The organism is Brevibacillus composti, assembly GCF_016406105.1.
Classification (GTDB): Bacteria; Bacillota; Bacilli; order Brevibacillales; family Brevibacillaceae; genus Brevibacillus; species Brevibacillus composti.
Genome location: NZ_CP066308.1, coordinates 1083369 through 1097299 on the forward strand (window position 1 = coordinate 1083369; position 13931 = coordinate 1097299).

At 58.1% G+C, this 13931-nt stretch carries 15 protein-coding genes and 1 pseudogene; 9 read left to right on the forward strand and 7 right to left on the reverse strand.

Going from position 1 to position 13931, the window contains the following annotated elements:
* Positions 1-66 precede the first annotated feature (66 nt).
* The 7 genes from JD108_RS05670 to JD108_RS05700 all read left to right on the forward strand — a co-directional run bounded on the left by JD108_RS05670 (position 67) and on the right by JD108_RS05700 (position 6738).
* Positions 67-450: a VOC family protein gene (locus JD108_RS05670; RefSeq protein WP_198828935.1), complete on the forward strand. Its 384-nt coding sequence runs from the start codon at positions 67-69 to the stop codon at positions 448-450.
* 36 nt (positions 451-486) lie between these two features.
* The gene (locus JD108_RS05675; RefSeq protein WP_198828936.1) at positions 487-1146 is read left to right on the forward strand and encodes an NUDIX hydrolase; all 660 of its coding nucleotides are present in this window, start codon (positions 487-489) and stop codon (positions 1144-1146) included.
* A 72-nt stretch (positions 1147-1218) separates the two neighbouring features.
* Positions 1219-2292: an NAD(P)H-dependent flavin oxidoreductase gene (locus tag JD108_RS05680; protein WP_198830001.1), complete on the forward strand. Its 1074-nt coding sequence runs from the start codon at positions 1219-1221 to the stop codon at positions 2290-2292.
* A gap of 60 nt (positions 2293-2352) precedes the next feature.
* Positions 2353-2982 carry a hypothetical protein gene (locus tag JD108_RS05685; RefSeq protein WP_198828937.1) on the forward strand — a complete coding sequence of 210 codons (630 nt, stop codon included), beginning with the start codon at positions 2353-2355 and terminating at the stop codon, positions 2980-2982.
* Positions 2983-3141: 159 nt separating this feature from the next.
* Positions 3142-4797: a glycoside hydrolase family 3 protein gene (locus JD108_RS05690; protein ID WP_198828938.1), complete on the forward strand. Its 1656-nt coding sequence runs from the start codon at positions 3142-3144 to the stop codon at positions 4795-4797.
* Between the two features lie 22 nt (positions 4798-4819).
* Complete coding sequence (nagA, locus tag JD108_RS05695) at positions 4820-5983, forward strand: N-acetylglucosamine-6-phosphate deacetylase (protein WP_198828939.1); 1164 nt, start codon at positions 4820-4822, stop codon at positions 5981-5983.
* Positions 5984-6051: 68 nt separating this feature from the next.
* Positions 6052-6738 (forward strand): HAD family hydrolase, encoded by a 687-nt coding sequence (locus JD108_RS05700; protein WP_228728321.1) that lies wholly within the window; start codon positions 6052-6054, stop codon positions 6736-6738.
* An 85-nt stretch (positions 6739-6823) separates the two neighbouring features.
* Here JD108_RS05700 and JD108_RS22790 read toward each other — a convergent pair whose 3' ends face one another.
* The 6 genes and pseudogenes from JD108_RS22790 to JD108_RS05725 form a co-directional block, all read right to left on the reverse strand.
* Positions 6824-7237: a purine/pyrimidine permease gene (locus JD108_RS22790; protein WP_407649402.1), complete on the reverse strand. Its 414-nt coding sequence runs from the start codon at positions 7235-7237 to the stop codon at positions 6824-6826.
* Positions 7238-7242: 5 nt separating this feature from the next.
* A pseudogene (locus tag JD108_RS22795) lies at positions 7243-7485 on the reverse strand (purine/pyrimidine permease); the annotation flags it as partial.
* A 31-nt stretch (positions 7486-7516) separates the two neighbouring features.
* Positions 7517-8335: a nucleoside hydrolase gene (locus tag JD108_RS05710; RefSeq protein ID WP_198828940.1), complete on the reverse strand. Its 819-nt coding sequence runs from the start codon at positions 8333-8335 to the stop codon at positions 7517-7519.
* Positions 8336-8377: 42 nt separating this feature from the next.
* On the reverse strand, positions 8378-8977 hold the full coding sequence (locus JD108_RS05715; RefSeq protein WP_228728322.1) for an ABC transporter permease: 600 nt from the start codon (positions 8975-8977) through the stop codon (positions 8378-8380).
* Positions 8978-9019: 42 nt separating this feature from the next.
* Complete coding sequence (locus JD108_RS05720) at positions 9020-9793, reverse strand: ribokinase (RefSeq protein ID WP_228728323.1); 774 nt, start codon at positions 9791-9793, stop codon at positions 9020-9022.
* Complete coding sequence (locus tag JD108_RS05725; protein WP_198828941.1) at positions 9790-10800, reverse strand: LacI family DNA-binding transcriptional regulator; 1011 nt, start codon at positions 10798-10800, stop codon at positions 9790-9792. The genes JD108_RS05720 and JD108_RS05725 overlap by 4 nt, the downstream gene beginning before the upstream one ends.
* Positions 10801-11124: 324 nt before the next feature.
* Between JD108_RS05725 and rbsK the strand changes: the two genes are divergently transcribed.
* Entirely contained in the window at positions 11125-12024 is a 900-nt protein-coding gene (gene rbsK, locus JD108_RS05730; RefSeq protein ID WP_198828942.1) for a ribokinase, read from the forward strand.
* Positions 12025-12034: 10 nt separating this feature from the next.
* Here the strand turns inward: rbsK and JD108_RS05735 are convergent, their stop codons facing one another.
* The gene (locus JD108_RS05735; RefSeq protein WP_198828943.1) at positions 12035-12577 is read right to left on the reverse strand and encodes a PadR family transcriptional regulator; all 543 of its coding nucleotides are present in this window, start codon (positions 12575-12577) and stop codon (positions 12035-12037) included.
* Positions 12578-12927: 350 nt separating this feature from the next.
* On the opposite strand from JD108_RS05735, the gene JD108_RS05740 reads away from it, so the two are divergent.
* Positions 12928-13914, forward strand: a complete 987-nt coding sequence (locus JD108_RS05740; protein WP_198828944.1) for an ABC transporter ATP-binding protein — start codon at positions 12928-12930, stop codon at positions 13912-13914.
* Positions 13915-13931: the final 17 nt, after the last annotated feature.

Genomic DNA, 13931 nt, shown 5'->3' on the forward strand with positions numbered 1-13931 from the left:
TTGTTGCACAATTTTTTGTGGCCGAAGGTGCCACTCTCAATCGTTGGGCAAGGGGAGGCTCGGGCCATGATAGACAGACTGGATCATCTCGTGCTGACGGTACGGGATGTGGAAGCGACGTGTTCGTTTTACGAGCGGGTGCTGGGCATGAGCGTAGTGACATTCGGCGGCGGGCGAAAAGCGCTGCAGTTTGGACGGCAAAAGATCAATCTGCATCAGGCGGGCAAGGAATTTGAACCCAAAGCGGAAAACCCGCTGCCCGGTTCCGCCGATCTTTGCTTCATCGCCGCTGTTTCACTGGAGGAGATCATCGCGCATCTGCAGGCGTGCGGCGTTCCCCTCGTGGAGGGACCCGTAGAGAGGACAGGGGCGACAGGGAAGATCCGCTCCGTCTACCTGCGGGACCCTGATCAAAACTTGTTGGAAATCTCCGTGTACATGCTACAGTGACACAAGTATTCTCTATCAAAATGGAGGCGGCAAGGCATGGCGGTCGATCGAGATAAAAAGGCGGAAGCGATACTGACGGATATCAAAGCAGCGTTGGCAGATTACGAACCGGGGATCATGGGGGAACAGAGAATCACGCGCTACAGCATTCTGGTCCCCCTGCTCCAGCAGGACGGTCAGTTGTCCATCCTGTTCGAAAAAAGAGCCAGTACGATGCGGAGACAAGCGGGCGAAATCTGCTTTCCCGGCGGGCGGATCGATCCGGAAGATGCGACTCCCTGGGATGCGGCGAGGCGAGAGACGAGCGAAGAGCTGGGACTGGCAGAGAAGCGGATCAGCTATCTGGGGGAACTGGATAGACTGGTGGCGCCCGCGGCCATCATTTACCCCTTTGTCGGGCTGCTCGATTCCCTGGAGGGGGCGAAGCCCAATCCGGACGAGGTGGAGGAGGTCTTTTGCGTGCCGCTTGCGACCCTGCTCGGGACGGAGCCGGACATCTACCAGGCGCAGATGCGGGTCGAGCCGGGTCCGGATTACCCCTACCACCTGATCCCCGGAGGAAAAGCGTATCCTTGGCGGGCCGGGACCGTAACCCATCTGTTTTATCATTTGGAGGGGCACGTCGTCTGGGGATTGACGGCACGTGTCCTGGCTCATTTGATCGACTTGCTGCGCAACAAGCAGATACGGATCTGATGGTGGGCAAGAGCCGCAGAAAGCGGCCCTGTGTCCGAACCGAATACGAGGAGCGAAAAGGGGATGAGAGCAATGTGGCCAGGAGGAGAAGTTACACGCAGACTGGGGATTCGGTGGCCGATCATCCAGGCGGGTATGGCCGGAGGGACGACGACGCCGGAGCTGGTGGCGGCTGTCTCGCAGGCGGGCGGCTTGGGTACGCTGGGGGCGGGCTACATGAGCGGGGAGCAGATTCGCACGGCGATCCGGGCGATACGCACGTTGACAGACCGGCCTTTTGCGGTGAACCTGTTTATTCCGGAGGAGGGAGCAGCTGACGATCAGACGTCTCCCGGCGAGAATGTCCGCCGGGTCATGAATGAAGCGAGACGCCGCTTGGGCATTCCGGAGAATCCCGATCCGGGCAAGGCTGCCGAACCCTTTCCCGAACAGATGGCGGCCGTTTTGGAAGAGCGGGTTCCCGTCTTCAGCTTTACGTTTGGACGATTGGACGCAGGCTATCTGGCGGCATGCAAGGAAAGGGGCATCTGCGTGATCGGCACGGCTACGACCGTGCGGGAGGGGCTGGCTTTGCAGGAGAGCGGCTGCGATATGGTCGTGGCCCAAGGGAGTGAAGCAGGGGGACATCGCGGTTCCTTTTTGCCGGATTCGCCCCAGAACCAGATCGGCTTGATGGCGCTGCTGCCACAGATGGCGGATCGCCTGTCCATTCCGGTCATTGCGGCCGGAGGGATCATGGACGGGAGAGGCATCGCCGCTGCTTTTATGCTGGGGGCCGAGGCCGTTCAGCTGGGGACCGCATTTTTGCTAACGGAGGAGAGCGGCGCCCATCCCCTGCACAAACAGGCCGTGCTGGCATCTACGGATGAGAGTACCATGCTGACACGCGCTTTCTCCGGCAAAGCGGCCCGGGGCGTAGCCAACTCGTTCATGGAAAAGCTGGCCCCCTATAACGACGAAATTCCGGCTTACCCCTGGCAAAATGCCCACACGCGCGATATCCGGCAAGCGGCAGCCAAACAGGGCAGAACCGAGTACCTCTCGATGTGGGCGGGGCAGGCGGGCTCGCTGGGCCGCCCGCTGCGTGCGGAGCAATTGCTGGAGAAGCTGGTGGCTGAAACAGAGGAGCTTACTCGCAGAAGATAGGCGGCTGCCCTTTGGAAACTGTGGGATGCGGTCGCTTGCATCTGAGAAGGAGTTAGGAAAATGATAAAAAATTGGCTGTTCCGCATTTTTGTTATTGGCTTGTTGCTGTTACAGGCCGCTTGTACGCCGATAGAGAAGACACCGGCCGCTCCGCTGCAGATTGCGCCGGTGGATTTGTTTGCCGGTGAGGCGCAGAAGTTCAAGCCGTTTTTAGGCTTGATGTCAGGTGCCGTTCAAGTCAAGTACCGGGGAGAGGGGGACGTCCTCCGGATCGATTTGGAGGTCTGGGAGGATGGGAAGCTGTCCCATTCTCTCGGCTCGTCGGATTACATGCTGAAACAGCAGGAGGGCGACAACCAATTTGACGGAGAGGCGATCTTTTCCGTGCAAAGTCTCCCCGACCAGGCACAACCGGCGAACAAGACGAGTTATCAAGTTACGACAGCCTTTACCAGCGAAAGCGGGTTTACCAGCACGAAGCTGGAATGGACGGTGGATGCCAAGCAGGTAGCCAGCAGCACGATCGAGCTCAAGGAGGAAAAGGCTTTGCAGGAGGGGGAGCGAGTGGCCGTATGGGGCATGCAGGCAACCGATGAAAACGCCATTCATGTGGTCGAGCTGACCCCGGAATCCTTGCAGCAGACCAAATGGGCCCTGATCGTATTTCTCTCTGTGACAAACAATGAGTAGTGTGATGACGGGGTGATGCATCCGGATTTCGTCTCAATTTCGCCCTACCTGTCTCCTGCTTTCCCCACTATAATGTAGGTAACTGACAAATGTAGGGAAAACTGGTATCGATGTTCGATGGACAGTGGGGAGAAGAGATCGAAAGGGATGTGGGGCAAAATGAGCGTAATCGGAAGGTTGAGCTTGCGACATAAAATCGGGCAGATGCTGATCTGCGGTTTTGGCGGTCATCAGTCCACAGACGGCATCCGGGAGCTGATCCGAGAATACGGGCTGGGTCATGTCATTTTGTTCAGCCGGAACGCAGACACGGCCCGGCAGCTGCACCAGCTGTCCTGGCAGCTCAAAGAGTGGTCCTCCCGGTACAGCGACATACCGCTCGGAGTCGCCGTGGATCAGGAAGGCGGGATGGTGGCGCGGGTAACCGGCGGAGTCACCCCGCTGCCGGGCAATATGGCAGTCGGAGCCACCCGTGATGCGTCTGCGGCTTTTGAGCTGGCCCGGATCAGCGGAACGGAGCTGCGATTGCTCGGGGTTACGACAAATTTTGCGCCTTGCCTGGATATTTCCAGCAATCCGCACAATCCCGTGATCGGCGTACGTTCCTATGGGGAGACGGCCGAGCTGGTCGGCAGCATGGGCGTGGCGGCGATTCGCGGCTATCATTCCGCCGGCATGGCGGCCGCTGCCAAGCATTTTCCCGGACATGGGGACGCTGCGGTCGATTCGCACCACGCTTTGCCTGTGCTGGACCTGGACGGGAAGCGGCTGGAGCAGGTGGAGCTGGTCCCCTTTCAAAAGGCCGTCGAGGCGGGGGTGGATATGGTGATGACGGCCCACATCGTCCTGCCCCGTATCGAGCCCAGCCGACTCCCCGGGACGCTCTCGCCTGCCATCGTCACGGGAATCCTCAGAGAGGAGTGGGGATACGATGGGGTCGTGGTCAGCGATTGTCTGGAGATGGAGGCGATAGCCGGGCACTATGGCGTGGGAGAGGCTGCTGTGATGGCCGTCGAAGCGGGAGTCGATCTGATCACCGTGAGCCACCGTTATGAACGGCAGATCGAGGTGCTGGAAGCACTGATACAGGCCGTGGAGAGCGGCCGGCTGCAGGAAGAGCGGATCGATCAATCCGTCGCCAGAATTTTGCGAGTAAAGCAGCAGCGGAGGATGGGGGAGCCGATGCTCGCCTGGGAGGCTGTCGAAGCGAAGCTGGCAACCGGAGAGGAGCGGAGAACAGCGGAGCGAATCAGCGAGGAAAGCATCACCCTGATTGCGGATGAGGGCGGAAATCTGCCGCTGGACCGAAAAGCGGAGATCCTGGTGATCTGGCCGGCCGTCCAGGCTGCCAATGATGCGGACGAGCGATACGGAGAGAAGGAAAGGCTGGCAGATTTTCTCCGCAGCGCCGGAATGCAGGTGCGCGAGCTGGTGGTTCCGACCGATCCGGGAGCAGATGAAATCGCCCGCGCAGTGAAAATCAGCCGGGATTATCGACAGGTCGTCGTCACCGCTTATCAGGCAGCGTTTCATCCCGGACAGTCCCGGCTCATCCGCGAATTGCTGGCTGAGCACGGGAAGCGGCTGGTCGTGGCCGCGACCCGCAATCCCGCGGATTTTACGCTCTTTCCCGAAGCGGGGACATTCCTGTGCAGCTATGAGAGCAGGCCGCTCGCCATGCAGTCGCTGGCCCGCGTCTTGACGGGAAGGGTGGCTCCGCGCGGCAAGCTGCCTGTGACCCTATCCGCAAGCTATCCATTCGGCTGGAGGGGAAGCCGCGATCCGATCGAAAGCAGCCGGGACCGGAAATCATAAGAGAAAAACGAGGGGTTATCGTATGGCGGATCGATTTGCTCTGTGCGGCAGGATCGTCACCAACGGACGTGAAATCAAAGACGGACTCGTCATTGTAAGCGGCGAAGCCATCGAATACGCCGGGAGTGCCGGGGATTATAAGCAGGTACTCCCGGAGAGGGTGCAGCAGGCAGGGGGCGGCATCATTTGCCCCGGCTTTGTCGATATGCATATGCACGGGATTGCCGGCGCCGACACGATGGACGGGACGCCGGAAGCGCTGCAGACGATTTCTCGCACGCTGGCGGGATATGGGGTCACATCGTTTTTGGCGACGACGATGACAGCTGCCTATGATGAACTGGAAAAAGCCATCCGCAACGTCGTGGAGACTTCCCGCCGGGGATTGGACGGCGCCGAGGTGATCGGCATCCATCTGGAGGGGCCGTGGATCAATCCCCGTTACAAGGGAGCGCAACAGGAAGAGAAGATCACGACGCCCCGCCTGGAGGATGTCCGTCGGCTGTACGAGCTGGCGGAGGGCATGCTGAGAGTGGTCACCATCGCGCCGGAGCGGGCGGGAGCGCTCGATGCCGTTCGCTGGTTGAGCGAGCGGGGCGTCATCGTCTCGGCCGGCCACACCGGGGCAAGCTTCGCCGAGGCCCAAACCGCGGTGGAGAACGGCGTCCGTCATTTTACTCACTGCTTTAATGCGATGTCCGGTCTGCATCACCGCGAGCCGGGAGTAGTCGGCGCAGCCATGTACCATGAAAGTCTCAGCACCGAGCTGATAGCCGACGGCGTGCATGTGCACCCGGCTGTGATGAGGATCTTGTACCGCATCAAATCGGCGGCGCGGCTCGCGCTGGTGTCCGACTCGATGCGGGCAGCGGCACTGGGCCAAGGCGTATACGAACTGGGCGGACAGGAAGTGCATGTGACGGAAAAAGAGGCGCAGCTGGCTGACGGCACGCTGGCGGGGAGCATCCTGACGCTCAATCGGGCTGTACGGAATATGGTGTCCCTCTCAGGCGTCCCCCTGGCAGAAGCCGTGGCGATGGCCTCCGAGACGCCGGCGGCCATCCTCGGCGCCGGCGAGCACAAAGGGAAACTGCAGGCGGGATATGATGCGGATCTGATCGTGATGGGGGAGGATTATCAGGTTCGCGCGACATACGTCAGGGGCAGGCTTGTTTATCAGAGCTGACCTGCCCGGTCAAACGCTCGTCCGGCGCTGCACGGGCGTTCTTATCATACAGCAGGAAGGTGCGGGAGATGAGCATGGAGAGGCGATATGCCAGTGGCATCATATTCGATATGGACAACACATTGCTGCAGTCGAGGATCGATTTTGGAAAAATGAAAAGGGTGCTCTATGCCCTGCTGGTGGAAAACGGATTATGCACGCAGGAGCTCGACTGGCAAAGCCATACGGCCTCACAGCTGATCGAGATCGGGAGGCAGTCGGAGAAGATCACCCCGCGTCTGGAGAAGCGGATGTGGGATGCGGTCGCCGCGATCGAAACGGAGGGGATGCACGGGGCTGTTTTGGAGGAGCATGCCGTCGACGTGCTGACGCACCTCCATTCGCACGCCCATCTGTTCATCCTGACCAACAATGCCTGCGCCGCGGCGGAGGAAGCGCTGCGGGAAACCGGCATTGCCCATCTGTTTGAAGAGATCGTGGCGCGGGAGCAGATGACCGCGCTAAAGCCTTGTCCCTCGGGCATTCGCTATATCCTGGAGCGCTATCCCGACGTGCCGCAGGCGAACTGGACCATGGTCGGGGACTCCTGGATCGACGGGACAGCGGCTCAGGACGGCAGCGTCCGATTTGTCGCCTACAAAGGAAATCAGCAGGAGATGGAGGCCCATCAGGTGCGGCCACTGGCCTATATCGAAGACTTGCGTGAATTGCTGTCGCTGGATCTGATCGCCGGGCGAGGCAGAAGCGCGGGATGAGCGAGCGAATCAAAAAAGGAGGCCGGCCCCGACGTGCAGATGATTGTCTGCTCGGGGCCGGCCTTTTCACGTAAGCCATTGCAAATCACTCTCGAGGGCTTGCCTTTTTGGCGGGGAGGGCGGGGCGCTCTCTCCACGCCTGCTCCAAGGCCATCACGATCATCGTCCCGAACAAGAGGCCATTCCCCAGCGTATAGCGAACCACAGAGGGCAGCTCCTGAAAGACGGATGGCGGGAAGAACATGGAGCCGACGCCAAACAGAAGTCCCACGCCGATGATGGTCAGGCGGCGCTGATCCAGCTCTGTCTGCATCAGGGACTGCAGCCCGATGCCCACCATCTGGACAAAGGAGGCCAGGACGGCGGCGTAGGCGACAGGGCCCGGCAGCATCGTCAGCAGCCGAATGACGCCGGGAAGGAAGGCCGCTCCCGCCATGATCAGGCAGGCGAGCAAAAGCAGGTAGACGCCGGATACCAGCGGAGTGAACAGCGGCAGCATCCGCCGCCGGCGGGGCCGTCCACGATCGGCAGTTTGTGGCCGATCCAGCCCTGCAGAAAAGAGCTCGCGCCGACGATAAAAAAGGTGCGCTGCATCAGGCCGGTGATCTCCGGGTCCGATAAATGAAAGACCTGGCCGATGACGATGGGCAGGGCGACTGCATTGGCCAGGAGAAATACCAGCCATTGCAGCGCCCCGATTCCGTGGTTCAAACCGATTGCATTTTTGTTAGGGTTCACCTTGCCCATCTCCGTTTCATCGGATTTGCCGGTGGGTTTCTTAAAAGACCGACAGCAGGTAATGAGGGATTTTTTCCGCATCTACGTCCACGCAGATTTCCACCAGATTGCCTACGCTTGGCTTGGTCCGCAGGTCGGCAACGACGGAACCGGCACAATATTCGCCCTCCGTCTCGATAGCGGCCTTCATCGTTTGGGTGCGCACGACCCAAGGCCGGGCTACCAGTACGGTCAGCGGGTCATGCGTCGGGCATGCCCCCATCATATTGTCCACTTCCCAGTAAAAACGGAAGTAATGCTGAAGCGCGTCGCTCATGTACTGGATGATCGGCTTGTTTTCCGGGCGGCAGTAGTTCAGCGCCGCGTCCAGATGCTGCTGCGTCAGGCGCACCTTCATCGTCACATCCAGGCCGACCATGGTAAGGCGCAGGCCGGATTGGAAAACGGCAGCGACGGCCTCCGGATCTCCGCGGAAGTTGACCTCCGCTCGCGGCGTCACATTGCCCGGCGCAAACGCCGTTCCGCCCATGGTGTAGACGTGCTTCAGCTTGCGGGGGAGCTCGGGATCGAGCTGGAGCGCTTCCGCCAGATTGGTCAGGCGGCCCAGCGTCACCAGCACCAGTTCACCGTTGCATTCATTTGCTTTGCGCACGATAAATTCGGCGGCAGTTTCGCTGAGCGCCTGCTGCTCGGAGGCAGGGAGCTCGACGTCGCCGATGCCGTTGTTGCCGTGCACATGAGAGACAGGGCCTGCCCATTCGCGGGTCAGCGGCTTTGCCGCACCCATGGCGACAGGGACCTCGTAGCCGGGATTGGCCAGTTTGATCAGCCGGAGCGTATTATCAGTAGCTTGTGCCACGCTGGCGTTGCCAAATACGGTCGTGATGCATCCACTTTGACATCAGGAGCCTTCAAGGCATGCGGTCTTCGTTTTGTACATCAGCAGATAGACCAGGAATGCCGCCAGGACGGCCAAGAGGAAGCCGTAGTGAGTGGGGAAACCGTCGACGATCTGTCCCAGCTTCGCGCTGTCCTGAATGAAGGGGAGACGGGCAAAGCCGCCGCTGTCCGGTGCTTTGAATACATAGTTCAGCAAATACGATACGAACAGAATCGCGATAAAGTTGAACATCAACGTAGAAACAATTTCGTCAGCCTTAAAGTAGGCTTTTAAAATCCCCGGCAAAAAGCCGTACAGCGCTCCACCGATGAGCGCCGCCAGGATGACCAGCGGAATGTGAATCCACGGGAACAGGTCAGTCAGATAGACGGCGGCCAATGCTCCCGTCAAGGCGCCGATATACAATTGACCTTCCGCCCCCATGCTGAACACGCCGCTTTGGAAGACGACGACAATCGCCAGACCGGTGAAGACGAGGGGAATCATCCGATTGAGAACCGATCCGAAGCTGTACAGGCTGGTAAACGGTTCGATTAACAGGGCATGCAGGGCAGCGACAGGCTCATCGCTCACTATGAAGATGACGAGGATGCCGCTCACCAGCGCCGCAGCTATAGCCAGTAGGATTCCGAGTTTCTTCCGTCAGGTTTTCCGAATTCTCCAGGATGACGACAGTTCTCCGTTGTAGAGAACGCCGATGCGGTCGCTGAGACTCATGACCTCCGACAGTTCTGCGGAGACGAGCAGGACGGCAGTGCCTTCATCCCGTTTTTTGACGATCTCCTTGTGGATGAACTCGATGGAGCCGATATCGACGCCGCGCGTAGGCTGGGCAGCGATCAGCAGGTAGAGCTCGGAGCGGTTCGGTGTCATGTAGTCGACGGAGCGAAGCAGGTCAGCAGGCAGCTTTTGCGCCGGGGCCGGGTTGAGGATCACCGTCTTTCCGAGCCGCTTCGCCAGTTGCGCGGATGCGACCACCGTCTCCAGCGGGATCTCCAACTGGAGCAGGACGACATCTGCCGCCGCGATGGTTTCTTCTAATGCGTCGATTCGATCGGGAAGGCAATAGGCATTGGCGCCGGGGACGACGACGATGTGATTGTCTTCGTGCGCGATCATAATCGAAGCCAGTCCGGTGGGAACTTCGGTGGTTTTGGTCACCCGCTTCGTGATGACGTGGTTGGCCGCCAGGGACTGGATCAGTGTATTGCCAAAAGCATCCTCTCCCACCATCCCGACCATGACTGTGCGTGCGCCCAGTCTGGCAGCGGCTACGGCCTGATTGCCGCCTTTTCCGCCGGGGATAAAGTGGGCTTTGGTGCCTGAAATGGTCTCTCCCACTTGTGGAAAGCGGGGCGCCTCTACGACGATATCCATGTTCAGACTCCCGACGACCACAATGTTTGACTGTCTCATGGTGTTTTCATGTCCTTTCTCGAAGAGCCTCTTGCGACCAACTCCGCATCGAATTCATAGATATATTGATTGTCAACGGCTTCTCCCTCGATTTTTTTGACCAGGAGCTGAGTTGACAGGGCACCAATGTCGTAGATCGGTTGGGCGATGGTCGTCAACTCCGGCTCGGTGATGACCGTGAGTTCGATTCCGTCAAAACCGCACAAGGCAACTTGATCGGGAACGGACATGCCCATTTGCTGCAACTTTTTGAGTGCCCCCAAGGCCATCAGGTCATTGCCGCAGAAGATGCCATCGACATCCGGATGACGCGCCATCAGCTGCTCCACAGCTTCCATCCCGCCGTTGATCCGGAAATGGCCGGGCACCATCAGGCTTGGCGTAAACCAGTCAAAATGGCGGACCGAGTCTTCGTAGCCGAGCATTCGTTCTTTCCCTGTGGCCGTCTCCTGCGGACCGTAGATGTGGGCAATTTTCTTGCAACCGACATCCAGCAGATGGGCGACAGCCTTTTTGGCACCCTCGTAGTTTTTGGAGCGGACGACATAACAGGAGGATTCCGAAGGACCGCGGTCCAGGAAGACGAGCGGAATGCCCGCGTCGTTCATAGCGCTGATGTCGGCAGCCTGAAGCGAGTGGGTGGCGAACAGGATTCCGTCCACGTAGCGCCTCTTCAGCACATTGATGTAGGTCTGTTCTTTGTCGGACTCGTTGTCAGAGTTGCATATGAGCACGGTGTACCCATAGGAGCGGGCTACATCCTCGACGGCACGTGCCAGTTCGGCAAAAAACGGGTTGGAGATATTGGGCATGATCAGGGCGATCGTTTCCGTTTTCTTGCTGGCCAATCCTCTCGCCACTCTGTTAGGTTCGTAGTTCAGCATTTTGATGGCTTGCTGCACAGCCTGTTCCGTTTCCTTGTTGACATAGCCGCTCTTGTTGATGACGCGGGAGACTGTTGCTACCGAAACACCGGCGAGCTTAGCCACGTCTCGAATCGTTGCCAATCCAGCACCACCCTTTTCGCAATCGGATGCCCTGCCTGAAAGCGAGCGTATAAAAAACCGATTACATGTTAATGAAACGTGATAAAACCTTTCATTATCAATCGTTTTTGGCCTTTTACTACTGTTATGTGTAACCGGTTACACATCAGTTGGGTTTATAGTAAGGGATGAGAGATATTTTTGTCAAACCTAAGATTCTGAATCTTTTTGACCTGCATGATGCGATGGGAAAGGAATCGGGGGGAGGCTCAGCGAAGTGAAAAGCGTTTGAAATCGTTTTTTTTGCGATCGTTTTTAAGGAAGGAAAAGACGGAGGAATTACTCATGAAAATAGCCGTACTGGGAAGTCTCAATATGGATCTGGTTGCACATGTTCATCACTTGCCGCAGCCAGGGGAAACGATTATCAGTTCCCGCTTTCAGACCATTCCGGGAGGGAAAGGTGCCAACCAGGCGGTCGCTGCCGCGCGTTTGGGGGCCAAAGTGCGGATGATCGGAAAAGTAGGCGGCGATTCATACGGAGAGCAGCTGCTCGAAGGCTTGGCAGAAGCGGGCATCGATACGGAAGGAATCGAGCGGGAAGGGACGACCGGGATGGCGCTGATCAATGTCAGTGATCAAGGAGAGAATCAGATCGTGCTCGTCCCGGGGGCGAACAACGAGGTGACCGTGGCGTATACAGCGCATCACCACGACATACTCACGGACTGCGACGTCCTGTTGGTTCAACTGGAAATCCCCCTGGACACCGTTGCCTATGCGGTCCAAACCGCGCATCGGCTGGGCAAGAGAATCATTTTGAATCCCGCGCCGGCGCAGCCGCTGCCGGAGGAGATGCTGCGGTGCATCGACACCCTGACCCCCAATGAGACGGAATTGGAGCTCCTGACGGGCATGCCTGTAAAAACCTTGCCGGAGATCGAGGCGGCAGCGCAAAAGCTGCTCGCCAAAGGACCGGGGCGCGTCATCGTCACCCTGGGGGAAAAGGGAGCCTTGCTGGCCCGTACTGACGGGACCCTGCACATCCCGGCCTGCCAGGTGGCGGCCATCGATACGACGGCCGCCGGCGATGCGTTTACTGCTGCGTTCGCGGTCGCCCAGAGCAGAGGGATGGCCGATGAGGAAGCGATCCGCTTTGCCAGCAAGGCGGCTGCCATCGTCGTGACCAGACACGGCGCGCAGCCGTCCCTGCCGACGCTGGAGGAAGTGGAGGCATTCGCCTGACGGCGCGGTTTTACGACTGCTTGTCCAGCATGCCGATGACCCAGCGGCACCAATTCAGTTCTTCGCGGATGCTGTTTACGGCTCTGGTCAAGAGAATATACTCGCCGAAGTAGGGGGAGCTGGGATTTTCCGGCCTGCCTTCGCATGCCTGTTCCAGTTCAGCCAAAAAGTTCTCATACATGCTCAGATGCTCCTGATTCAGCTCTTCGCGCTCCTCAAAGAGTTTGCGGGCAGTGGCGCGATCCGTGAGCCATAAGCAGTACGCTTTGAGCGAGAGCTCGTCGCGAAAAACAGGTTCTCCGGTCGGGCGTGCCAACCACTCACGCAGTGCGGCACGTCCTTTGTCTGTGATCGAATACACCTTTTTGTCCGGACGGTCTGTCTGCAGGACACGTGTGAATTCGAGGTAGTCTTCCTGTTCCAGCTTGGCGAGCAGTGGATAGATTTGACTGTGCTTGGCTTGCCAAAACGGTTGGAGCTGCAGCATCAGATCGTAGCCGGAACTGGGCATCTTGGCGACCAGACCCAGCAATCCATACGCGAGTGTGTTCAAAGGGGGACCCTCCTGATTTCCGGTAACGGCACTTTTTATATACGTCCATTATATAGAAGAATTACATATATACTCATCCTCTATTTTCCCAGTTTTCTCCTCTCCTATGCGTAAACCATCCAGGAACAGGAGCGAGCTTTCGGGAAAAATGGATGGGGCGGGTCCAAGCGAGGAGACGGCCCATTTGCGATATGGAAAAAAGGGAGGAAAATTCAGTGATGGCTGCTGCTTTTTTTCGCTGGTAAAAAAAATTTCCACATCGATTCGAAAGTGTTTACAAAATAGGTTAGACACGATATATTTACCTAGATTGGTATGAGTAAATTGACATATAGCGAGAAGATGACGTAATGAAAACGATGATAAATCTGGAGTCAATTGAAAAGCACTTTTCCGGTTCTGTCGTGGTACCGCCACTCTCCCTTTCCATCCAGGAAGGGGAATTTCTAACGCTTTTGGGACCGAGCGGCTGCGGCAAGACGACGCTTCTCCGCATGATTGCCGGATTTGAGGAGCCGACCGCGGGAGAGATTTTTCTCGATGGCCAGGCACTGACCGGCGTCCCGCCATACCAACGCGACATGAACATGGTGTTTCAACAATACGCCCTGTTTCCGCATATGACGGTGGAACAGAATATTCTCTTTGGCCTGAAGATGAAGAAGGTAGAGACAGGCGAGAGCATGAGGCGTTTGGAAGAAGTGCTTCGCAACACACAGCTGACGGAACTGCGCAAGCGCACACCGAAACAGCTCTCGGGCGGACAGCAGCAGCGTGTGGCGATCGCCCGGGCGATCGTCAACAACCCCAAAGTGCTGCTTCTGGATGAGCCGCTTGGGGCGCTGGATTATCAACTGCGCAAGAGCCTGCAGCTGGAACTGAAAAATTTGCAAAAAAATTTAGGCATTACCTTCGTCTACGTCACGCATGACCAGGAAGAAGCGATGGCCATGTCTGATCGGATCGCCGTCATGAACAAAGGGCGGATCGAACAGCTGGCGACGCCGGATGAAATCTACAACCGCCCGAAGACCTTGTTTGTCGCTACCTTTATTGGCGAAAACAACATCTTCGCGAGCGGCGATTCCCGCATCGCGGTGAGGCCGGAAAAAGTCAAGCTGTACAAGCAGGATGCCACCCCTCAAGACGGCCGCCGCAAAAACGGAAGAATCACCGACGTGGTGTTTCTCGGCAACTTGCGCAAGCTCTATGTTCGCCTCGATGATGAGGACATGACGGTGCTGGCTCACGAATACGTATCCGACAGCAAGGGCTGGCAAGCGGGCGATCCGGTCGCGCTCGGGTGGTCGGAGGCAGACGAGGTGATGCTCGCTTGAAATACGGAAAACAGTTG